Here is a 22,507-nt window from a genome sequence, read left to right on the forward strand (position 1 = left end):
GTGCGCGCTGTCACAGCGCCGGCCGCCGTGCACGACCGGCGCGTGACTGCAGTCACATGACCGGCCATCCGGCCAGCCCATGTTCGACGGGACGACAGTTCCGACGGCGCCAAGGGGGCAGGGCCATGAAGCACGGACGCAACCGCAACGAGACGATCGAGCACCGGCCGCTGCGGAGCGCGGGCGCCGCCGAGCCGATCGGCGTCGGGCTGATCGCGCTGGCCATCGTGGCACTGATCGCGGCCTCGTCGATCTCGTTCGAGGGCACGCCGCGGCCGGCTGCGGCCGAGGAGGACCAGACCCCGGTGCACGTGGTCGTGCCGGCCGCGCGCTGACGGCGCGGCACGCGCGGCAGACGGGCCGCCGACAGGTCTGGCCGCCGCGCCGCGGCCCGCCGGATTTTTCCCCGCTTTTTTTCCGCCACTGGTTGGCGCATCCTGCCCGGCAACCGATCATCGATCCGAGGGAGGATGGTGCCATGGTCGCACCGGACGACGCACGCGCCGCCACGAGCATTCCCAACGACCTGTCGTCGTTCTGGATGCCTTTCACCGCCAACCGCCAGTTCAAGTCGGCGCCCCGCCTGCTGGTCGGCGCCAAAGACATGCACTACACCGCCCATGACGGCCGCCAGATCCTGGACGGCACCGCGGGGCTGTGGTGCGTCAACGCCGGGCATGGCCGCCAGAAGATCGTGCAGGCGATCCAGGAGCAGGCCGGCCGCATGGACTATGCGCCGGCGTTCCAGATGGGCCACCCGATGGCGTTCGAGGCAGCCACCCGGATCGCCGACCTGGCACCCGAGGGACTCAATCGCATCTTCTTCGCCAACTCCGGCTCGGAGGCGGTCGACAGCGCGCTGAAGATCGCGCTGTGCTACCAGCGGGCCCGCGGCCAGGCCTCGCGCACCCGGCTGATCGGCCGCGAGCGCGGCTATCACGGCGTCGGCTTCGGCGGCATCTCGGTCGGCGGCATCGTCAAGAACCGGATGTATTTCGGCTCGCTGCTGGCCGGGGTCGATCATCTGCGTCACACCCACGATCTCGCGCGCAACGCTTTCTCGCGCGGCGAACCGGCCCACGGCGCCGAGCTGGCCGACGACCTGGAGCGCCTGGTGGCGCTGCACGATGCCTCGACCATCGCCGCGGTGATCGTCGAGCCGGTCGCAGGGTCGGCCGGCGTGCTGCTTCCGCCGGTCGGCTATCTCAAGCGCCTGCGCGAGATCTGCGACCGCCACGGCATTCTTCTGATCTTCGACGAAGTCATCACCGGCTTCGGCCGCCTCGGTGCCCCGTTCGCGGCCGAGCGCTTCGGCGTCACGCCCGACATGATCACCATGGCCAAGGGCGTGACCAACGGCACGGTGCCGATGGGTGCGGTCGCCTGCCGGCAGGAGATCTACGACACCATCGTCGACGGCTCGCCGGAGGGCACGATCGAGCTGTTCCACGGCTATACCTACTCCGCCCACCCGCTGGCCTGCGCCGCCGCGCTGGCGACGCTGGAGCTCTATCGCGAGGATGCGCTGTTCCAGCGCGCCGCCGAGCTGGAGTCCTATTTCGCCGACGGCCTGCATTCGCTGCGCGACGCCCGCAACGTCATCGACGTGCGCACGATCGGGCTGGTCGGCGGCATCGAGCTCGAGCCGATCGCCGGCGCGCCGACCAAGCGCGCCTTCTCGGCGTTCCTGAAGGCCTATGAGCAGGGCGTGCTGATCCGCACCACCGGCGACATCATCGCCCTCTCGCCGCCGCTGATCATCGAGAAGGCCCAGATCGACCGGATCGTAGAGACGCTGCGGTCGATCCTGAACCAGGCGGAATGACCTGCGGCAGCGGGCGGGAGGAATCGGAATGAAGGTCGGCGTCCCCACGGAGATCAAGGCGCAGGAGAACCGGGTCGGGCTGGTCCCGGCCAGCGTGCGCGAACTGGTCCACCACGGCCACACGGTGCTGGTGCAAGCCGGGGCGGGTGCCGGCATTCACATCGCCGATTCCGTCTATGCCGCCGCGGGCGCCCGGATCGTGCCCGACGCTGCCGCCGTGTTCGGCGAGGCCGAGATGGTGGTCAAGGTGAAGGAGCCGCAGCCGGCCGAGATCGCGATGCTGCGGCCCGGGCAGCTGCTGTTCACCTATCTGCACCTCGCCGCCGACCAGCTGCTGACCGAGCGGGTGCGCGACAGCGGCTGCGTCGGCATCGCCTACGAGACCGTCACCGACGCCCGCGGCGGCCTGCCGCTGCTGGCACCGATGAGCGAGGTCGCCGGCCGGCTGTCGATCCAGGTCGGCGCCCACTGCCTGGAAAGCCACCAGGGCGGGGCCGGCATGCTGCTGGGCGGCGTTCCCGGCGTGCCGGCCGCCGACGTCGTCATCATCGGCGGCGGGGTCGCCGGGACCAATGCGGCGCGGATGGCGATGGGGCTGGAGGCGCGGGTCACGGTTATCGAGAAGTCCCTCGACCGGCTCTATGCGCTCGACCTGCAGTTCGGCCCGACCCTGAACACGCTGTATTCCACCGTCGACGCGATCGAAACCGCCGTCACCAATGCCCACCTCGTCGTCGGCGCGGTGCTGGTGCCCGGCGCGGAGGCGCCGAAGCTGGTCACGCGCGACATGGTCCGGCGCATGCGGCCGGGTGCCGTAATGGTCGACATCGCCATCGACCAGGGCGGCTGCTTCGAGACGTCGCGCGCGACCACGCACGGCGACCCGACCTATGTGGTCGACGGCGTCGTCCACTACTGCGTCGCCAACATGCCCGCGGCGGTGCCGGCGACCAGCACGCGGGCGCTGAACAACGCGACGCTGCCCTTCGTGCTGATGCTGGCGGACAAGGGCTATGGCAAGGCCCTCGCCGACAATGTCCACCTGCGGCGCGGGCTGAACGTGATCGACCGGCAGCTGACCCAGGCGGCCGTGGCGGAGGCGCATGGCCTGACCAGTATCACGCCTGAGAGCGCGCTCGGCATCTGACCGCCCGGTGGTGCCGCGGCCGCGGCTTCACGTTCCGGAAAGGAATTGGTGTCGAATATGTCTCAACTTCGGCGCGATGCGCGTCGGGGCATGACGAGGTTGCAGGGGCGTCGGCACCGAGACGGCAAAGAGTATCCGGAGGATCGTTGTGGGCGCTCGCGCTCGTGGCGGCGCCGCTTGCAGTCAGGAGACGCAAGATGAAGGCAATCCTCGTTTGTGCGGCTTTGGTTGCGGCGCAGGCCGCGCCGGCCATGGCCGGCAGCCTCGGCTGCTGGGCCACCCAGTCAATCAAGACCAACAGCACGCCGGCCGGAACGTGGAAGAACACGGCGTCCAGCACGGTCGACTACATCGAAACATCCGACGCCGGCGTCGCCAAACTGATGGCCAGCCTGCCGAACTACGCCACCCAGGCCTTCGCCGTGTGCATGGACGGCAATTCGGTAAGGGTGAACAACAAGAAGGTCTGGCAACTGGCCACGGTGGTGATCTGCCAGCTGACGCGCGTCGCCAACGGCGGCTGCAGCTGACGGCCTGTCCGCAGCCGGGGCGCGCACCGGCTATCACCCGGTTGATCGATCGGGGCAAAGGCTGCGCATGCCACAAGTAAACGCGGCATTAACACTTGGCGACTAGCCTGTTGCCGGGTGCGGCCGCCTGCGCGGCAAGGGGCCGGCATGGCGACGGCTGCACCCGGGTCCGGCCGGCGACGCGATGTCCACGGCCGGTCGACTACGTCGTCAGGGAGACGCGTCATGAAGACACTGGCAATGGGCCTGGCCGCTCTCGCGGTCGCCGGCCCGGCGGCGGCCTCGGACCTCGGCTGCTGGGATACGTCGAATTTCTCGGCCAACCCGGGGACGCCGAGCGGCAGCTATCTGCACAGCGGGTCGTCGATCGACTATGTGGCGGCCAACAACGACGGCGCCACCGGACTGCTCGGCAGTCTGTCGTCCTATGTGGCGGGCGAATATGTGATCTGCATGTACGGATCGAGCCACACCGACTACGGCGACAACTACTGGGAACTGTCCGAGGCGATCATCTGCCCGATCGGCGAGTATTCGACCGGCTCCTGCCCCGACTAGGCCAAGACCCGCGATCGCCGCACGCGGCGCGCTCGGGGCGCGCATCGCGGTTGCGGCGGTCGCAGCTTTCCGGCTAGAAATCGGCGGCCTGACGCGAAGGCATCGCCGTCTTCGACGGGCGTCCGGGAATACCGGTGGGGCGAGCCGGTGCCGGGCGGCTGCGCGGGCGCAGGCGGATCCGTGTGCAGTATTCGGCCCGGCCCCGGGCCACAAAGGCATTTCCTGACGATGCTCAAGACGATGCGGGCGGCCGACCGCTGCGATGGCCGAGCCCGCTTCAACGACCCTGGCGAGCTTGCTGCCCTGGAACTGGTGGGCGCGCCGATATGGGTGTTCGACGTGACCCGCCACTGCATGTGGTGGGCCAATGCGCGCGCGCTCGCGCTGTGGCAGGCCGACAGCGTCGACGAACTCGTCCGCCGCGACTTCTCGTCCGACTCGCCGACGGTCAACGCGCGGCTGCGCCAGGTGCTGGCCACGGCACCGCCGGGCGGCGCGATCGAGGACGTGTGGACGCTGTATCCGCTGGGTCAGCCCGTCTCCATGCACCTGACGCTGGCGCCGGTGCTGCTGGCGCCCGACCGCGAGGGCGTGCTGATCACGGCGGCCTCCGGCGCGCCGGCCGGCGACGACCCGGAGCTGATGCGGCTGTCCGAAGCCACCCGCTATACGCCGCTGATGGTGTCGACCATCGCTGCCACCGGCGAGCTGCTGTCGCAGAATCCGGCGTCGTTGCAGGCCTATGGCAGACTGGGCGGCGGGGTCGAAAGCGCAGACGACGCCTGGATGGAACGTTTCGCCGACCGCGGCGAGGCGGCGGCGCTGATGGCGCGCGCGCTATCCGAGGGCGAGGCCGAGGGCGACTACCGCGTGCGCACCCGCGAGGGCACGCGCTGGCACCGGATGGTCGCCTGCCGCGGCCGCGACCCGCTGACCGGTGCCGCCTGCGTCGTGGTGACGGAATCCGACGTCAGCGAACGGGTGGACGCACGCCGGGCGCTGGAGCGTGTGGCCGACGACCTGGAGCAGGCGGTGCGGCGCCCCACCTACGAACTGGAACAGGCCAAGCGCGACGCCGAGGCCGCGAGCCTGGCCAAGTCCGGATTCCTCGCCAATGTCAGCCACGAACTGCGCACGCCGCTGAACGCCATCATCGGCTTTGCCGAGCTGCTGCAGCATCCGGGCGTGGTCGCCAGGCGCCCGGATCGCGTTGCCGACTATATCGATTCGATCCTGATGAGCGGGCGACTGCTGCTGAAGTTGATCGACGACATCCTCGACCTGTCGCGCATCGAGGCGCGCCGGGTGACGGTCGAGATCGAGCCGGTCGGGGTCGACGACCTGCTGGCCGAGTGCCGCACCCTGACCGAGGGGATGGCGTCGGCGGCCGGCGTCACGCTGTCGTTCGACCCGGTTTCTGCGGCGTGCGCCATTGCCGGGGATCGGCGCATGCTGACCCAGGTCATGCTCAACCTGATCTCCAATGCCATCAAGTTCACCGAGCGCGGCGGCGAGGTCGCCGTCTCGGTGGCATGCCCGCGCGACCGCGCCGTGGCCGTCACCGTGCGTGACTCCGGCGTCGGCATCGATCCGGCCGACCTGCCGCATGTGATCGAGCCGTTCGCCCAGGCCGCGAACCCCCTGGTGCGGAGGGCCAAGGGCCACGGTCTGGGCCTGCCGATCGCCAAGCAGCTGGTCGAGCTGATGAGCGGCACCTTCGCCATCGCCAGCACGCCCGGCGCCGGCACCGCGGTCGAGATCGTGCTGCCGGCGGCCTCGGCAGAGGGTCCCATTGCGGCGACGTGACCGGCGGCCGCAACGGTGCGGCCTTGCAGTCGGCCGGAGCGGGTGTTAGCGCTACCGTCACCCGCAACCGACGGTCCCTTCCCATGTCGGATCTCATCGAGTGGATTACGCGGCACCGGGCGACCGAGGTCGAATGCCTGGTGCCGGACATCTCGGGCATTGCCCGCGGCAAGATCCTGCCCGCCAGCAAGTTCAAGGACAGCCTGACCGACCGCGGCCTGCGCCTGCCCGAGGCAATCTTCGTGCAGACGGTGACCGGCGAGTTCGCCGACAGCGCGGCCACCAGCGACACAAACTCCGACGTCTACCTGGTGCCCGACGCCAGCACGATCCGACCGGTGCCGTGGTACGAGGAGCCGACGGCTCAGGTGATCTGCGATGCCTTCTATGCCGACGGCTCGGTGGTCGACCTGGCGCCGCGCTATGTGCTGCAGCGCGTGCTCGCGCTCTATGCCGAGCGCGGCTGGCGGCCGGTGGTGGCCCCGGAGATCGAGTTCTTCCTGGTCAAGGTCAACGCCGACCCGGACTACCCGCTGGAGCCGCCGATCGGCCGTTCCGGGCGCATGGAGACCGGGCGCCAGGCCTATGGCATCGAGGCGGCCAACGAGTTCGATCCGATCGTCGAGGACCTCTACGACTATTGCGAGGCGCAGGGGCTGGAGGTCGACACCATCAACCACGAGGCCGGCGCCGCGCAGATGGAGATCAACTTCCAGCACGGCGACGCGCTGGACCTCGCCGACCAGGTCTTCGTATTCAAGCGGACGCTGCGGCAGGCGGCGAACAAGCACAAGGTCTATGCCACCTTCATGGCCAAGCCGATGCAGGACGAGCCCGGCAGCGCCATGCACATCCATCAGTCCGTGGTCGACGCCGACAGCGGCCGCAACCTGTTCGCGACCGCGACCGGGCTGGATTCGGCGCTGTTCCGCAGCCACATCGCCGGCCTGCAGAAGTTCATCCCGACGGTGATGCCGGTTTTCGCGCCCAACCCGAACAGCTATCGCCGGCTGCGGCGGCATTCGGACGCACCGATCAACACCCACTGGGGCCAGGACAACCGCACCTGCGGCCTGCGCGTGCCGATCTCGGCCGGTGAATCCCGCCGGGTGGAGAACCGGGTTGCCGGCGCCGACGTCAATCCCTACCTCGCCATCGCCGCATCGCTGGCCTGCGGCTATCTCGGCATGACCGGCAAGATGAAGCCGAAGCCGGCGGTGACCGGCAGCGCCTACCGGCTGGCCTACAACCTGCCGCAGCACCTGCCCGATGCACTGTCGAAGATGTCCGCGTCGCGGCCGATGCGCGAGCTGCTGGGCGACCGCTTCGTCGACGCCCTGATCGACGTCAAGCGCGAGGAGTGGAGCGCCTATCAGGCGGTGATCAGCCCCTGGGAGCGCGAGCACCTGCTGCTGAACGTCTGACCGCGTCTGTCCGCGCCGGGCGCCCGACGGAACCTTTCTCCGGGTCGGCGGTTCTTCCAGCCATTGCAAGCTGGGAGACGTTCGCATGAACGCAATCATCTATCTCGTCGGCCTGGTGGTGATCGTTTTGGCGATCCTGTCGCTGCTCGGCCTCCACTGACGCCCGGCGCCGCATCGGCGCACGGGCCGTGCCCGCTGCGCCATCCCCCGACCCCGTTTCGAGGACTTGACGCATGGCAGATACAACCGTGCCACCCCCGGTGGCCGTAACGCCGGCCGAGGCGATCGCCCGCCGGCCACTCGTCGACTGGCCCGCCGTGTTCGCAGGGGCGGTATTCGCCGCCGCGGTCGCCTTCCTGTTCACCAGCTTCGGTGCCGCGATCGGGTTGTCGCTGGCGGAGCTGCTGGCCGGCGGCGGGTCGGCGGTCTGGGCCACCATCGCGATCGGGCTCTGGGTGGCCTGGGTGGCGATCAGCAGTTTCCTCGCCGGCGGCTATGTCACCGGGCGGTTGCGCAGGCCGCTGGCTGGCGCGAGCCAGCATGAGGTCGAGGTGCGCGACGGCCTGCACGGTTTGATCATGTGGGGCACGGCCGCGCTGTTGGGCGCGATGCTGGCTGCCTCCGCTGTTGCCGGCACCGCGCGGGTTGGCGCTCAGGCCGTGGCTGCGGCGGGCGAGGCGGCGGTCGAAGCGATCGACGGTCCCGCCATCGCATATCTGGTCGACCGCCTGTATCGCAGCACCGATGGCGCCGGCGCCTCCGTGGCCCTGCGCGACGAGACCGGCCGTATCCTGGCCGCCGTCGATGGCGAAGGCGCCCTTGATCCCGCGGACGAAGCCTTCTTGATCGAGCAGGTGAGCGCCCGCACTGCCATCGGCGAGGACGAGGCCCGCGCCCGTCTTGCCGACGTGACCGGCCGGCTGCAGGCCGCCGCCCAGGATGCGGCGCAGGCGGCGGACGTGGCGCGGCGCGTCGGCGTGCTCGGCGCCTTCATGATCGCCGCCTCGCTGCTGATCGGCGCGGCCGCCGCTTGGTGGGCCGCCGGCGTGGGCGGGCGCCATCGCGACGAGGGCACCGATTTCGGCCGCTGGGTCCGCTGGCGCTGACGCTGGCCTTTGCGGCATCCCGACCAACCGAATGTGGAGACGACGATGGCTTACCTGATCCTGTGGCTGCTCGGCGTGCCGCTGTCGGTGATCATCATCCTGGCGATCCTGCTGTAGCGGCCGACGGTCGGTCGCGGCGTGCGCCGCCGGCGCGGGCGCTGCGACCGACCGTTGCATTTGCGCCGCCGTGGCTGGGCATCCCCGGTCAGCCCTCTTATGGTGTCCGGCAGCTGCAACAGCCGAGGATGCCCATCGTGCCCACCGACCAGAGCCGTTGGAACCGGCTCGATGCTGCCCACCACATGCATCCGTTCACCCACTTTTCCGGCCTGGCCAAGGAGAAGGTGCGGGTGATCACGCGCGGCGAAGGGGTTTGGCTGTGGGACAGCGACGGCAACCGCTATCTCGACGGCATGGCCGGCCTGTGGTGCGTGAACGTCGGCTATGGCCGGCGCGAACTGGCCGACGCGGCGCATCGCCAGATGCTGGAGCTGCCCTACTACAACACCTTCTTCAAGACCACGACGCCGGCCGTTGCGCAGCTGTCCGAGCGGCTGGCGGCGATCACCCCGGCCGGGCTCGACCATTTCTTCTTCGCCAACTCCGGTTCGGAAGCCAACGACACCATCGTGCGCATGGTGCGCCACTACTGGAACCTGCGCGGCGAGACCAATCGCAAGGTGTTCATCGGCCGGCGCTGGGGTTATCACGGCTCGACGATGGCTTCCGCCAGCCTGGGCGGCATGGCGGCGATGCACGCGATCGCCGACCTGCCGCTGCCGGGCTTCGCCCATATCGACCCCCCTACTGGTACGAACACGGCGGCGATCTGACGCCGGAGGCGTTCGGCGAGGTCGCAGCCGGCTGGCTGGAGGCGAAGATCGAGGCGATCGGACCGGACCTTGTGGCCGCGTTCATCGCCGAACCGCTGCAGGGCGCCGGCGGCGTATTGATCCCCCCTGCCACATACTGGCCGGCGGTGCAGCGGATCTGCCGCAAATACGGCATCCTGCTGATCGTCGACGAGGTCATCTGCGGGTTCGGACGCACCGGCAACTGGTTCGGCAGCGACACCTTCGCCATCGAGCCCGACCTGATGCCGATGGCCAAGGGCATGTCGTCGGGCTACCAGCCGATCTCCGCCGTCGCCGTCGGGCCGCGGGTCTATGAGGCGCTGTTCGCCGATCCGGATGAATTCGCCCACGGTTTCACCTATTCCGGCCATCCGGTAGCCTGTGCGGTGGCCGCCGAGAACATCCGCATCCTGCACGACGAGCGGCTGGTCGAGCGCGTACGGACCGACATCGGGCCCTATCTGGCCGAACGGATGGGCGCGCTGGCGGACCACCCGCTGGTCGGCGAGGTGCGCAGCATCGGTCTGATCGGCGCGGTCGAACTGGTGGCCGACAAGCAGGCGCGCCGCTTCTTCGTCGACCGCGGCCGGGTCGGCACGCTGTGCCGCGACCACTGCATCAACTCCGGCCTGATCATGCGGGCGACCCGCGACACCATGCTGTTCGCGCCGCCTTTCACGATCAGCCGCGACGAGGTCGACCGCATGGTCGAGCTGTTTGCCGCGGCCCTGGATGCGACCGCCCGCGCCGTGCTCTAGGAGCCGTACGGTCCCCGCGGGTGTGGGGCGGATGATGCGTTGACAAAGCTTCGGGTGCGATGATTGCATCGCGGCAATGTTAGCCAGCCGGGCCAACCGGCGCTGAACATGGAGCATGGGTGTATGACGACTTCGAACAACGGGCGCGCGGCACGGCGCGCCGGGCTGCGCCCCAACCGGCGACAGTTCATGCAGGGCGTGGCCGCCATCGGCATCACGCTGCCGGCGTGGTCGCGCAGCGCGCGCGCCGAGGGCCAGGTCAACGTCTACAACTGGGACACCTATATCGGCGAGGACACGATCGCCGACTTCGAGGATGCGACCGGTGTCACCGTCAACTACGACCTGTTCGCCGACAACGCCGAGCTGTTCGCCCGCTTCCGCGAAGGCAATCCGGGCTATGACGTGATCGTGCCGACCAACGACTACGTCGAGCGCATGATCGTCGCCGGGATGCTGCAGGAACTGGACCACGGCAAGATCCCGAACTTCGCCAACATCGAGCCGGTGTTCCAGGATGCCACCTTCGACCCCGGCCGCAAGTACAGCATCCCCTACATGTGGGGCACCATCGGCATCGGCTATCGCGTGCCCGAGGTGGAGGGCGTGCCGGACAGCTGGAAGTGGCTGTTCGATTCCGACGCTTATTCCGGCCGGATCGCGATTCTGTCCGAGCCGACGACGGTGATCGGGCTGGTGATGAAGTATCTGGGCTACTCGCTGAACTCGACCAACACCGCCGAGATCGACGAGGCGACAGAGCTGCTGATCCAGGCCAAGCGCCACATCAAGGCGTTCGCGCCCGACAACGGCCAGGACCTGCTGCTGTCCGGCGAGGTCGACCTGGTGATGGAGTGGAACGGCGACATCCAGCAGGTGATGGCGGAGGACGAGGAGATCTCTTACGTCGTTCCGAAGGAAGGCGGCATGCTGTGGCAGGATTGCATGTGCATTCCCAAGGACGCGCCGAACCCCGACAACGCGCACGCCTTCATCAACTTCGTCAACGAGCCGGAGATCAACGCGGCGATCGCCAGCTTCATCAACTACGCGACGCCGAACGGTGCCGCGAAGGCGCTGATGCCGGCGGAATATCTCGACAACCCGACGATCTTCCCGCCGGACGAGGTGCTGGCCAATTGCGAGTTCCCGCTGTTCCTCGGCCAGGAGCACGGCCAGTACATCGAGTCCGCGTGGACCCGGATCGAGGCGGCCTGATCCGCACGCGCTGACCCGATCGCCCGCTGCCGGCGCCACCGCAGGTGGCGCCGCTTCGCCATTCCTTTCGGCGGGCGCGAAGGGTTCCGCGGCCACCGACGTATCTGCCATGGCGCGTCGTGCCACGCCGCGGCGCGCACACACAGATGAAGGAACGCGCCGATGAACCTTCGCATCCGATGGCTTGCAGGCGCGGCGGCGGTTTGTGCGCTGGCCGTGCCGGCCGTGCCGATCGGTGCCGCCGGACAGGTCAGCATGACCACCGACGCGCAGTACCGCTACGTGGCAGCCAACGGCATTCCCGACCACGCGACGGGCAGCTTTCCGAACCCGCACAACCCGAACAGCATCGCCGCCCAGTCCTATCACTACCGCATGCCGCTGAACCCGCATGTCGCCGCGACGCCGACCGCCCTGGGCATGGGCCCGTTCGGCGTGGCGGTCAACGGCGTCCCGTTCGACCCGTTCGCGGCGGAATTCTGGAACCGCGACATGAATTCCGGCTGGCAGTACGAGCCGCTGTCGGGCGCGATCGACCTCGGCGTCGACATGGCCAATGCCCATGTCCAGCCTTCCGGCGCCTATCACTACCACGGTATCCCGGCACCGTTGGCCGGCCGCCAGGCCGACGGCCATTCCGCGTTGGTCGGCTGGGCTGCGGACGGATTCCCGATCTATGCCACCTACGGCTATGTCGATCCGGCCGGTTCGGGCAGCGGCACAGAGGCGCTGCAAAGCAGCTACCGGGTGCGTTCCGGTGCGCGCAACGGCGGGCCGGGCGGCGCCTATGACGGAACCTTCGTCCAGGACTACGAGTATGTCGCCGGACTCGGCGACCTCGACGCGTGCAACGGCAGGGTTGCCGTCACGCCGGAGTTCCCTTCCGGCACCTATGCCTACTTCCTGACCGACCGCTATCCCTTCATCCCGCGCTGCTTCGCCGGCACGCCCGACCCCAGCTTCAGGCCCATGATGGGTGCGGGCCAGGGCGGTCCAGGAGGACCGGGTGGTCCCGGCGGGCCCGGTGGCCCGGGCGGTCCCGGCGGCCCCGGTGGTCCGCCCGGACCCAGCGGGCCTCCGCCGCCGCCGCGCCGGTGAGCGACCGCCCGAGGCGTGCGTGCGCCGAGAGCCTTGCCATGGGGGCCGCCCGCAGGGGCGGCCCCGACGCGCTCGAGGCCCTGCTGCCACAGCCATTGCCGCCAGCCGAGCTCGCCGCGCTCGGTGACGACCGCTGGCTGTCGATCATGACGCGCTGCGTGTTCAACGCCGGCTTCAACTGGAAGGTGATCGAGGCGAAGTGGCCGGGCTTCGAAGAGGCGTTCGATGGTTTCGACACCGGCCGTTGCGCCATGCTGTCCGACGATGACATCGACCGGCTGCTGAAGGACAAGCGGGTGGTGCGCCACGCCAGGAAGCTGATGTCGGTGCGCGAGAATGCGGTATTCCTGCAGGGGCTGGCCGCCGAGCACGGCGCGGCCGGGCGCCATCTCGCCGCCTGGCCTGCGACCGACCACGTCGGGCTGCTGGACCTGCTGAAGGCGCGCGGCAGCCGGCTGGGCGGAAGCACCGGCCAGTATGCCGTCCGCTTCATCGGCAAGGACAGCTTCATCCTGTCGCGCGACGTCTGCGCGGCGCTGGTGCGCGAAGGCGTGGTCGACAAGACGCCTTCGTCGCGCCGCGACATGGCGGCGGTGCAGGCGGCATTCAATCGCTGGATGGACGAAAGCGGGCGCGGGCTCACGCAGATCAGCCGCACGCTGGCGATGAGCGTCGGTTAGAGCGCGCGTACGAACCCGGCGACCGCGTCGGCGGCTTCGTCCCGGCACGCATCGGCCGTTCGACCCGAGCGCTTGAGCGGGTCGAGGCTGTGGTCGCCGCCTTCGATCCAGTGCAGTTGCACCGCTGGCGACAGCGCATAGCCGGCCACCTCCGCCGGCACGCCGAAACTGTCGCGCGTGCCCTGCACGATCAGGGTCGGGGTGCGCTGGTTTTCCAGGTGGCCGGTGCGGACCTTCTCTGGTCGACCCGGCGGATGGAACGGATAGCCGAGGCACGCCACGCCGTCGACCGGAACGCCGCGGGCCTGCCCCTCGTCGGCGATCATCGAGGCGATGCGGCCGCCCATCGACTTGCCGCCGACCAGCAGCCGCCGCCTCGACCGGTCCGTGCGCGCCGCCTCGATCGCCGCCCAGAATGCGGCGCGCAGCGCCGGTTCGCGGTCCGGCGGCCGGCGCCGCCCCTCGCTGCGCCGGGTGGCCATGTAGGGGAAATCGAAGCGGGCGACCGCGATGCCGCGCGCAGCCAGGCGAGCGGCCATCCCGGACATGAACGGCGTGTCCATCGGCGCGCCGGCGCCGTGGGCCAGCACCAGCAGCGCATCGGCACTGGCCGGCTCGTCGAACAGCAGCGACGGGTCAGCCACCGGGCTCTGACCGTTGGAACGAGGGCCGAGTCCGCATCGTCGCGTACCAGTCCGCCACGGCCGGGCAGCGCGCGCGCCAGCCGCAATCGGCGAAGCGGAAATCGAGATAGCCGAGCAGGCAGCCGAGCGCGATCTGCGCCAGGTCCGGCGTCGCGCCGGCACGCGCCTCTGGGTGGCGTTCGAACCAGTCGAGGCCGGCCCAGATCCGGTCCATCTGATCGTCGATCCAGGCCTGCCAGCGCTGCGGCTCCGGTCGCACGACGGACTCGTAGCGGATCGTCACCGCGGCCTCGGTCATGCCGTTGGCCAGGGCATGGGCGGTCAGCATCCGCCAGCGCCCGGGACCTTCGGCAGGCAACAACTTGCCGCCTCCCGCCCTGGCGTCGAGATAGAGGCAGATCACGGTGGAGTCGTAGAGCGCCTCGCCGTCGTCGGTGACCAGTGCGGGGATCTTGCGCAACGGGTTGACCGCATCGGCGAAATCGCGGTTCGGCTGGGTCGGCGCCACCTGCACCGTCTCCAGGGTCAGCGGAATGCCGAGTTCCTCGGCGCAAACCCGAACCTTTCGCGCGAAGGGCGACGCCGGCGCATGGCAGAGCTTCATCGTGGTGCTTCCTTCCCCCGTGTCGGCTTCTTCGCGGTCTTCGGGCCGCGCGACCTCGCCGGGCCCTTCGCGGCCCTGGCGCGCAGCGCAGCCGCCAGCGCGCGTTCGGCCCATGGCGCCATCGCCGACGGGTCGTCCATCGCGTCGAGCGGCACCGTGACGTAGGGCATCGTCACCGGCTTGCCGCCGGTCTTGCCGTCATAAACGAAGGGCTCGCCGCCGGCCTCGGCAAAGGCGTCGCGGACCTGGTCGTCGACGCGCAGATACAGGGTGTCGTATGCGATCAGGCCGAACATCACGTCGCCACTGTAGATGCCGTGGCCGCCGAACATGCGGCGGGCGCGGGCGTCGGCGATCGAGGCCAGCAACTCCAGGCAATGCGCCACGAACCCGTCGTCTGCCATCGGCCGAGGGTTCCGCTGCGCCGGCTATTTCTTGCGGAAGGCGTCGAGCGCGACGACGTTGTCGTCGCCTTCGCCGTGTTCGCTGTCCTCGGCCGCCGTCTCCGCCGCGGTGGCGTCGGCGGCTTCGGCCTTGCCGCCGGAAGCCAGTCGCATGTCGGTCTTGCGAGAAGGGCGCGGCGGTCGGCGCGCCTCGCCCGCCAGCGGCGCGGCCTTGCCGTCGGTACGGGCCGCCGCCAGCAGCGCCGCGGCCTTGAATTGCAGGCCGAAGTTCACCGACGGGTCGGCAAAGGCGGTGATCGCGGCGAACGGCACCGTCAGCCGCTCATGGACCTTGTTGAAGCTCAGGGTGATCGAGAAGCGCACCGCATCGATCTCCAGCCCCCAATACTGGTGCTGCAGGACGATGGTCATCTCCTCGGGATACTGGGCGGCGAGATAGTCCGGGATGTCGACGCCGTCGTGGCGGGTCAGGAAGGTGATGTACAGGTGGTGGTTTCCGGGCAGACCGGTCTCGGACACGGTCTCCAGCGCCCGCCGGACCACGCCGCGCAGCGCATCCTCGACGAACTGTTCGTAGCGAAGGGGTCCGCCCATTCTTCCCCGCTCCTCGCCGCCGCCGGCCCGGATGCACCCGCTGGCCGGCCGCCGACATACAATCGGCCAGCGAATGCCGGCCGAATACGGTTGGGGGGCTTCTGTTGCCCGGCGCCCCCCAAGGCCGCGCTTACCACAAGTCGTGAGACCTGTTAGGCAGCGAGTGCAACCTCGTTGTCGTTTGCACTTATCAAGCGGCCCGATAACGGTGGTACCATGCCGAGCAAAAGGCTTGTCTTTACACGCGCGTCGATCCTGTTTCGCCCCCACAGAAACCGCCGGTACGAACCGGCGGCTTGTGGTGGAGGCGCCGGGTACCGCCCCCGGGTCCGCATCGCTTATTGCACAGGCCGTTTATCGCCATAGTCGGGTGCGACCCGACAGCTCCAATATAGGGACGGAGCGCCCGGATTTCAAAGATTCTCGCTGCGGGCGGGGCCTGTGCGTGGCGCGACCGGACACGGCCTTCTCAGCCGGCGTTGTCGCTGCGTCCACCGCTGACGCATACCGCCATCGGCGTCACCGACTGCAGCAGGTCGACGCGCACGTCGGCAAGGCCGGCAGCACGCAACCGCTCGGCGAGTAGAGCGCCCGCTGCCCGCACGCCGTCCTCGCTGCGGTCGCCGCTGCGCGGCTGCAGGGTGATCAGCAGCCGCCCGGACGGCGCCAGCCGCTGGGCGAGGTTGCACAGAACCGCAATCGGATCCGTCCAGAAATGCACGACGTTGACCGCATAGATGCGGTCGAACGGCCCGTCCAGCGCCCCGAAACGTCCCATCTGGTCGGGCTCGACCGTGCCGGTCAGCAGGCGGAGCCGGCCGGCGGCGACGGCGGCGCGGTTGCGGCGTCGCGCCATGCCGGTCATGGCGGCGGAGCGGTCGAAGCCGACCGCGCTGCCGTCGTCGCCGAGGCGGGCGCAGACCTGCTGCAGCGCGAAGCCGGGGCCGTGGCCGATCTCCAGCACGTGCATGCCTCGCCGCAGCGCCAGCAGGTCGACCGTCCACAGGTTGCGCCGCACGTTCGACTGCTTGCGGAGCATGATGCGGCCGGCGAGCAGGCCGACCGGGCCGTGGGGGTTGCCGAACTGCGCGTAGACGTAGCGGCGCCAGGCCCGCGCGATCGCGGAAGGTCGACGCGGCCGCGGCGCCTCGGTCTTGGCGATCTCATTCGTCGTCATCGGTCTCGGTCTCCATAGGCGGTGCGAAGCGGGCGAGCACGGCCCGCCATTCCGGGCCGTCGAAGGCGGCGACCAGGGCGCGAAGCACGTCGGCGGCCGCGGCGAGCTGGTCCGGCGTGGCCGCCAGCGGCAGCATGCGCAACGCGAGATCCTCGCGCTGCCGCAGGTCGGCGAATGTCTGCCGGCCGCGCGCGGTGGGGCTGACCAGTCGCGAGCGCCTGTGCGCCGGGTTGTCGACCAGCTCGACATGGCCGGCTTCGACCAGGGCATTGACCAGGCCCTGGATGTGCTGGCGCGTGACGGGGCGGGTGCGCGCCATCCGCGGCACCGTCTGCGGGCCGGCCTCGATGACGCTCTCCAGCACCGCGCGCATGCCCACCGTCAAGCCGGTGTCACCATGCAGCGCCGTGGCGGCATTGGCGAGATGGTGGAAAAGCCGCCGGATTGCCCGCGTCAGCGGCTGAAGTGCCTCGATCTGCTCGCGATCCATCCATGGCGTCCGACGCTGTTGGCCTATCATGACAAGTAGAATGTCATATATGATTTGACAAGTTCATTGTCAAATTATGCACGGAGCCACAGGATCGTGGGGCGCACGTCGCGAACTGCTTCATGCGCGCTTCAGTCAGGGTGGGGCAGCGGGCGCGTTGCCGGATGTGACTTCCATCGCGGGACACCAAAATTCGCCGGTCCGACACGCAGTCGGGCAATGCGGCCGCCGGAGCTGACCTCATGCGAAGCCGATGCGAGAAGCAATCCGGCATGCCATTGCAGGATGCGGATCGGCGACCCGATGCCGGCCTCCGCCCCGGTTGCTTGACGGGCCTGCCTGCCGCGGCTGTGCCGTGACGCGGGTGCGGCCATCGTCGTGCCAGCGACGCAGTCGAGCTGGTGTTGCGAAGGTGGGGATGGCGGGCGAGCCGTCTCGGAGCGGCCTGGGCGACTGGCCGCGCATGATCGTGGCCGCTGAGTGTCTGGCTGGGTGACGCGCACCTTGGCGTGGCCGGGTGCGCAGGCGCGCCCCGGTGGACGCACCCGCGCCGGCTGGTCGGTCAGTAGATGGTGATGACGCTGGCGTCGATGTCGGCGGCGTTGGTATTCAGCAACGTCGCCACGTAATTGACGCCGTTGGCCGAATTCTGGTCGGGATCGATGGAGATCGACACGTCGGCGCCGACCTGGTCGATCCGCATCTTCAGCATGGCGTTGGCAACGTCGACGCCGTAGGCGGCAGCCTGGATGTAGAGGTGGTCGCCGCCGGGACCGACCTGGAAGTCGGTCACGATGTCGCCCTGGGATGACAGGGCATCGAAGTAGAAGGCGTCGGCGCCGTGTCCGCCGGTCAGAGTGTCGACGTCCATGCCGCCGAACAGCGTGTCGTTGCCGTAGCCGCCGAACAGCGTATCGGCGCCGGCATCGCCATAGACCATGTCGCGGCCGCCGTCGCTGGCGCCGAAGTCGCCGCGTACGATATCGTCGCCGTTGCCGCCGTGGAGGACGTCGTTGTCGGCGTCGCCTTCGACGATGTCGTTACCGTCGTCGCCGCCGACCTCATCGGACTCGGCGCCGCCGGACAGATAGTCGTCGCCGATGCCGCCGGAAACCCGGTCGCGGCCGTTGCCGCCATAGAGGTGGCTGTCGCCGGACCACACCATCAGGCGGTCGTCGCCATCCTCGCCGTAGATGGTGTCACCCCAGTTGGTGTATTCCCAGCCGCCGTTGATGAAGTCGTTGCCGGCGCCGCCATAGATGACGTCGGTGCCGTCCTCGCCGTCGACCGTGTCGTCGCCTTCGCCGCCAAACAGCGTGTCGTTGCCGTCGCCGCCGTACAGCCAGTCGTCGCCGTTGCCCCCGAGCACGATGTCGTTGCCGGCGCCGCCGTAGACGTGGTCGCTGTGGTCGCCGCCATAGGCGAGATCGTCGCCATCCTCGCCGAACAACCAGTCCTCGCCATCGCCGCCGCGCAGAGTGTCGTTGCCGTAGCCGCCGTAGAGCGAGTCGTTGCCGTCGAGGCCGTCGATGGTGTCGTTGCCGTAGAGGCCGAACAGCGACTCGTCGCCGGCGCCCGGGTTGGCGATCACATCGTCGACGTTGAGGACGACGGTCGTCGGCGGAAAGACGTAGCCGCCGAGGAAGCTGTTCTGCTGGGTGCCGGTGAGCTGGTTCTCGAACGTGGTCGCGATGCTGAGCATTGGCTGCGCTGCTCCCCTGGAAACCGGTTGCGGACGTGGTCGGTCGTGCTCCGCAGCCGCAGTTGGGAGCCGAGTGGGGCGCTGGGCCGGCCGAAATGTGGCGAAATCGGCCCGGGGGTGCGCATGGTCACATGCCCGCTTGCCGGAACGGCAGAACCGGCGTTAGCTGCGGTCCAGCGCCTTGGCCAGCGTGGCAATCTCGGTCTCGGCGAACACGCGGATGCCATCGGCCGCCAGCAGCGCGGCCACCACCCCGCGGCCGGGCACCCGGGTGCCGGCGAAGCGGCCGTCATGGACGAAGGCGGTGCCGCAGGACGGGCTGCCGTCGGTCAGCAAGGCAAAGCGGCACGCCTCGGCGCGGGCGGTGGCGAGCGCGATCGCGGCGCCTCGGCGAAAGGCCTCGCCGACGTCGCTGCCCGCGCCGTCGCGCACCGTTGCTGCGCCCGCCAGCACGGCATCGGCATCGCCGCCGGGTTCGATCTCCGCCGCCGGCCGCGGCGTTGGCAGGCCCGCCGCCACCTCGGGGCACAGCGGTACCAGCCGCCCCTCGGCCATCCATCGGGCGAGCAGGGGGTCGGCGAGCGCACGGCCGCGGCCGTCGTATCGGACCGGCCGGCCGAGCAGGCACGCGCTGATCAGGATGCGGTCCATCGGCCTCCGTGTGCGGCGTTCAAGCGATCGCCTGTTCCTGCGCGTTGAGCATGGCTGCGAGCCTATCGACATCTTCAGCCGCGGTCTCGCCATGCGTGATGCAGGCGCGCAGCACGGCGCGGCCTTCCAGCCGCGTCGCCGAGACCCAGGCCTCGCCCGACGCGACGACGCGGTCGACTATCGCGCCGATGCTGCCTTCGCCGGTCGGCGGCACCGCGCACACCACCGCGCAGGGCGAGTCGTTGACGACGCGCCAACCGCCGGCGCGCAGCGCGTCGGCCAGACGAGCGGCGAGCCCGATCGCACGCTCGACATGGGTCGCGTAGCCGGCCCAGCCGGCGGCGGCCAGCGACAGGAACAGCCGCAGGCCGACGAAGCGGCGCGACCACTGCACCGAGCCGACATAGGGATCGGTCGCCGGCTCGTTGGATGGCATGTAGTCGGTGGACACCTGGAAGGCGTCCGCCGGAATTCGCGGCTGCGACGTCAGGAACATCCCGCAACCCATTGTCGTGGCAAACCATTTGTGCGCATCAATGGTGGCGGAATCGGCGCGTTCGAGCCCGGCCAGCGCCCCGGCATGCCGCGGCGACGCGATCAGCGCGCCGGCCCACGCCGCGTCGACGTGGAACCACAGGCCATGGCGCGCGGCGACCGCCGCGCAGGCCGGCAACGGGTCGACCATGCCGGCGTTGGTCGTGCCGGCGGTGGCCGCAACCATCACCGGAACCGCGCCGCCGGCCCTGTCGGCGACGATCGCCCGCTCGAGCGCGGCTGGGTCCATGCGGCCGCCGCCGTCCGTCGCGATCAGCCGGACCGCCTGACGGCCGATGCCGGCCTGGTGGGCGATCTTCAGCCAGGCCAGATGGCTTTCGCGCGACGCGTAGAACACCGGCAGGCCGGTGTATGCGCGAACGCCGTCCTCGCCGAACCCGGGCTCGGCCGCAGTCAGCGCACAGATGAGGCCGGTGAAGTTGGCCTCGGCGCCGCCGGCGGTGAAATGGCCGCCGGACCCGGACGGCAATCCGGCCCGTGCGGCGACGGCCCGGATCACATGCGCCTCGATCTCGACCGCGGCCGGTGCGTGCGACCAGACGGCCAGCTGCGGGTTGAAGGCCGCCACGATGCGGTCGGCCATCTCGGCCGGGAATGTGGGCGCCGGGTTGAACAGCCCGAAATAGCGCGGATGGGTCATGTGCACGAGACCGCCCTCCAGCGCCGCGATCGCCCACGCCGCCGCTTCTGCCGGCGGACGCGGCCGCGCGAAGTCGAAGCCGGCCAGCGTCCGGCGAAACTCCGCTCTGTCGCCGCTCGGCGTCACCCGGCCCCCGCTCACCGCCCTGCGAGCCTGGCGCAGGCGAGCGCCGAGTTGCGTGTCGAGCGCAGCGCGCTCATCCTCGCTGGGAAACAGGAACGGGTCGGGCGTTGTTGGGTGCATGGCCATTTGCGCTCCTGCCGTTTCGGATGACGCAAAGGCTAGCGGCGCTGTCGGTCCGGTTGCGACCGGTTTATTGCTGTGCAATCCGACGATTTGCCAGCAAGGCATGGAGCGTGCCGCAATGCAACTCGATGACAAGGATCGCGCGCTTCTGATGGCGCTTAGCCGAAATGCGCGCGCGAGCCTGGTTGCGCTGGCGCGCGCCACCGGCCTTTCGCGTAGCGCGACCCACGACCGTCTCCGCCGCTTGGAACGCAACGGTGCGATCGCGGGCTATGCGGTTGTGCTCGACCCGGCGGTCGAAGCTGTCGGTGTCAGCGCGATCGTCTTGCTGCGCTTCGATGACAGCCGAAGTCACGATCGCCTGGTTTCCCAGGCGATGCGCCGCCCCTATGTGGTGCGCGGCCGCTGCGTCAGCGGCGACATCGACATGGTCCTCGATGTCGCGTGCCCGTCGATGCGCGATCTGGATCGCCTTCGGGCGGACTTGGCGGTGCTGCCCGGCGTGCGGGCAGTGACCACCTATCCCGTGTTGCGCACGCATCCCGGCACTACTGCCGCCGCACCGCCGCCGCCGATTCCGGAGTCGGCGCCGACCGGGCGAATCGGGTAGTCTTGTCCGCCGTCGCGGAGCCGGCCCGATGCAGCCGCGGCGGCGTTTCCTCCCCAGTCGGATTTTGCCGATGACCGCCGAGAAAGCCAGCGAGACGACCGCCCGCGAAGCCGAGATCGCCGAGGCCCGGTCGCTGACCGCCACCACCCGCCGCGCCACCGTGCCGGCGCTGGAGGAGATGCTGTACCGGCCGGTCAAGGTGCTGGATCACGGCTTCGTGCGGGTGGTCGACTACATGGGTTCCGACGACGCGGTGGTGCAGGCCGCCCGCGTGTCCTACGGGCGCGGCACCAAGCAGGTCTCCAACGACCGCGGCCTGATCCGCTATCTGCTGCGCCACCGCCACACCACGCCGTTCGAGATGTGCGAGATCAAGCTGCACGTAAAGCTGCCGATCTTCGTGGCGCGCCAGTGGATCCGCCACCGTACCGCCAACGTCAACGAGTACTCTGCGCGCTACTCGCGGATGGACCGCGAGTTCTACGTGCCCAACACCGAGCATCTGGCCAGCGAACTGGAGAGCGTGCGCCGGCGCCGCGACGACAAGGCGGTCGGCGATCTGTTCGGGGGCAGCGGCGCCGGCGCCGGACCGGCCGAACTGGCCGAGCAGTCGACCACCAACAAGCAGGGGCGCGAGGGCGCGCTGGAGCAGGACGACGCCCGCTATGCCGTCTCGCGCATCGACTGGATCTCGCGCCAGGCCTATGGCGTCTACGAGAACCTGCTGAACGAGGACGAGGCGGGCGAACCGAAGGATCCCGACCGCCGCGGGCTGGCCCGCGAGCTTGCGCGCATGGTGCTGCCGGTCAACGTCTACACCCAGTGGTACTGGAAGATCGACCTGCATAATCTGTTGCATTTCATCAGTTTGCGTGCCGATTCTCATGCACAGTATGAAATACGGGCCTATGCCGAGGCGATTGCCGAGCTGGTCAAGCTGTGGGTGCCGATCACCTTCGAGGCGTTCCAGGACTATCGCCAGGGCGGGATCGGCCTCAGCGGCCCGGCATTGGCCGTGGTCCGCAAGATGCTGGCCGGTGAGCCGGTCGACATGGAGGCCAGCGGGCTGAGCAAGCGCGAGTGGCGCGAACTGATGGAGGTGCTGGGCCGCGAGCCGTAGCCGGCCGCCGGCTCGCGCCGCACCGAGGCCACATTCGCCGGGTCGGATGGCTGGCGGCCCTTCGGT

General features: G+C 69.5%; 22 protein-coding genes, 1 other RNA gene and 1 pseudogene. 14 read left to right on the top strand and 10 right to left on the bottom strand.

Translation table 11 applies throughout. From position 1 onward, the window contains the following. Positions 1–125: 125 nt before the first annotated feature. The 12 genes and pseudogenes from R3F55_06530 (at position 126) to R3F55_06585 (ending at position 13,004) form a co-directional block, all read left to right on the top strand. On the top strand, positions 126–335 hold the full coding sequence (locus R3F55_06530) for a hypothetical protein (GenBank protein MEZ5667077.1): 210 nt from the start codon (positions 126–128) through the stop codon (positions 333–335). A gap of 143 nt (positions 336–478) precedes the next feature. Next, complete coding sequence (locus tag R3F55_06535; GenBank protein MEZ5667078.1) at positions 479–1,825, top strand: aspartate aminotransferase family protein; 1,347 nt, start codon at positions 479–481, stop codon at positions 1,823–1,825. Between the two features lie 28 nt (positions 1,826–1,853). Continuing rightward, the gene (gene ald / locus R3F55_06540) at positions 1,854–2,972 is read left to right on the top strand and encodes an alanine dehydrogenase (GenBank protein ID MEZ5667079.1); all 1,119 of its coding nucleotides are present in this window, start codon (positions 1,854–1,856) and stop codon (positions 2,970–2,972) included. A 146-nt stretch (positions 2,973–3,118) separates the two neighbouring features. Beyond that, entirely contained in the window at positions 3,119–3,502 is a 384-nt protein-coding gene (locus R3F55_06545) for a hypothetical protein (protein MEZ5667080.1), read from the top strand. Between the two features lie 225 nt (positions 3,503–3,727). Next, positions 3,728–4,060, top strand: coding sequence for a hypothetical protein (locus R3F55_06550; protein ID MEZ5667081.1), 333 nt, complete (start codon positions 3,728–3,730; stop codon positions 4,058–4,060). A gap of 228 nt (positions 4,061–4,288) precedes the next feature. Continuing rightward, the gene (locus R3F55_06555; protein ID MEZ5667082.1) at positions 4,289–5,866 is read left to right on the top strand and encodes an ATP-binding protein; all 1,578 of its coding nucleotides are present in this window, start codon (positions 4,289–4,291) and stop codon (positions 5,864–5,866) included. A gap of 83 nt (positions 5,867–5,949) precedes the next feature. Beyond that, a complete protein-coding gene (locus tag R3F55_06560; GenBank protein ID MEZ5667083.1) occupies positions 5,950–7,290 on the top strand; it encodes a glutamine synthetase family protein in 1,341 nt (446 codons plus the stop codon). Between the two features lie 386 nt (positions 7,291–7,676). Further along, on the top strand, positions 7,677–8,396 hold the full coding sequence (locus tag R3F55_06565) for a hypothetical protein (GenBank protein MEZ5667084.1): 720 nt from the start codon (positions 7,677–7,679) through the stop codon (positions 8,394–8,396). A 245-nt stretch (positions 8,397–8,641) separates the two neighbouring features. Next, positions 8,642–10,008, top strand: a pseudogene (locus R3F55_06570) (aspartate aminotransferase family protein). 123 nt (positions 10,009–10,131) lie between these two features. Then, a complete protein-coding gene (locus tag R3F55_06575) occupies positions 10,132–11,226 on the top strand; it encodes a spermidine/putrescine ABC transporter substrate-binding protein (protein MEZ5667085.1) in 1,095 nt (364 codons plus the stop codon). Positions 11,227–11,388: 162 nt separating this feature from the next. Continuing rightward, positions 11,389–12,324 carry a YHYH protein gene (locus R3F55_06580; protein ID MEZ5667086.1) on the top strand — a complete coding sequence of 312 codons (936 nt, stop codon included), beginning with the start codon at positions 11,389–11,391 and terminating at the stop codon, positions 12,322–12,324. A gap of 38 nt (positions 12,325–12,362) precedes the next feature. After that, positions 12,363–13,004 (top strand): DNA-3-methyladenine glycosylase I, encoded by a 642-nt coding sequence (locus tag R3F55_06585; protein MEZ5667087.1) that lies wholly within the window; start codon positions 12,363–12,365, stop codon positions 13,002–13,004. On the opposite strand, the gene R3F55_06590 is transcribed toward R3F55_06585, so the two are convergent. The 10 genes from R3F55_06590 to R3F55_06635 form a co-directional block, all read right to left on the bottom strand. Further along, entirely contained in the window at positions 13,001–13,648 is a 648-nt protein-coding gene (locus tag R3F55_06590; protein MEZ5667088.1) for an alpha/beta fold hydrolase, read from the bottom strand. The two genes, R3F55_06585 and R3F55_06590, sit on opposite strands and share 4 nt — an antisense overlap. After that, positions 13,641–14,252: a glutathione S-transferase gene (locus tag R3F55_06595; protein ID MEZ5667089.1), complete on the bottom strand. Its 612-nt coding sequence runs from the start codon at positions 14,250–14,252 to the stop codon at positions 13,641–13,643. Before R3F55_06595 ends, R3F55_06590 begins: the two co-directional genes overlap by 8 nt. After that, a complete protein-coding gene (locus R3F55_06600; protein ID MEZ5667090.1) occupies positions 14,249–14,656 on the bottom strand; it encodes a TfoX/Sxy family protein in 408 nt (135 codons plus the stop codon). The genes R3F55_06595 and R3F55_06600 overlap by 4 nt, the downstream gene beginning before the upstream one ends. A 24-nt stretch (positions 14,657–14,680) precedes the next feature. After that, positions 14,681–15,250: a ClpXP protease specificity-enhancing factor SspB gene (locus tag R3F55_06605; GenBank protein MEZ5667091.1), complete on the bottom strand. Its 570-nt coding sequence runs from the start codon at positions 15,248–15,250 to the stop codon at positions 14,681–14,683. An 89-nt stretch (positions 15,251–15,339) separates the two neighbouring features. Further along, positions 15,340–15,671: a transfer-messenger RNA gene (gene ssrA, locus R3F55_06610) on the bottom strand. A 48-nt stretch (positions 15,672–15,719) separates the two neighbouring features. Continuing rightward, positions 15,720–16,427, bottom strand: a complete 708-nt coding sequence (locus R3F55_06615; GenBank protein MEZ5667092.1) for a methyltransferase domain-containing protein — start codon at positions 16,425–16,427, stop codon at positions 15,720–15,722. Further along, positions 16,414–16,917 carry a MarR family winged helix-turn-helix transcriptional regulator gene (locus R3F55_06620; protein ID MEZ5667093.1) on the bottom strand — a complete coding sequence of 168 codons (504 nt, stop codon included), beginning with the start codon at positions 16,915–16,917 and terminating at the stop codon, positions 16,414–16,416. Before R3F55_06620 ends, R3F55_06615 begins: the two co-directional genes overlap by 14 nt. 562 nt (positions 16,918–17,479) lie before the next feature. Continuing rightward, positions 17,480–18,619 (bottom strand): calcium-binding protein, encoded by a 1,140-nt coding sequence (locus tag R3F55_06625; protein ID MEZ5667094.1) that lies wholly within the window; start codon positions 18,617–18,619, stop codon positions 17,480–17,482. A 162-nt stretch (positions 18,620–18,781) separates the two neighbouring features. Then, positions 18,782–19,270, bottom strand: a complete 489-nt coding sequence (locus R3F55_06630; GenBank protein MEZ5667095.1) for a DUF523 domain-containing protein — start codon at positions 19,268–19,270, stop codon at positions 18,782–18,784. Between the two features lie 19 nt (positions 19,271–19,289). Further along, positions 19,290–20,915: a pyridoxal-dependent decarboxylase gene (locus tag R3F55_06635; protein MEZ5667096.1), complete on the bottom strand. Its 1,626-nt coding sequence runs from the start codon at positions 20,913–20,915 to the stop codon at positions 19,290–19,292. Positions 20,916–20,955: 40 nt separating this feature from the next. Here R3F55_06635 and R3F55_06640 point away from each other — a divergent pair, with 40 nt between their 5' ends. Together R3F55_06640 and thyX are read left to right on the top strand one after the other, a co-directional pair. Next, positions 20,956–21,321, top strand: a complete 366-nt coding sequence (locus R3F55_06640) for an Lrp/AsnC family transcriptional regulator (GenBank protein ID MEZ5667097.1) — start codon at positions 20,956–20,958, stop codon at positions 21,319–21,321. Positions 21,322–21,391: 70 nt separating this feature from the next. After that, positions 21,392–22,441, top strand: a complete 1,050-nt coding sequence (thyX, locus tag R3F55_06645) for an FAD-dependent thymidylate synthase (GenBank protein MEZ5667098.1) — start codon at positions 21,392–21,394, stop codon at positions 22,439–22,441. Positions 22,442–22,507: the final 66 nt, after the last annotated feature.

The sequence above is a fragment of the Alphaproteobacteria bacterium genome (genome assembly GCA_041396705.1).
Lineage (GTDB): Bacteria > Pseudomonadota > Alphaproteobacteria > CALKHQ01 > CALKHQ01 > CALKHQ01.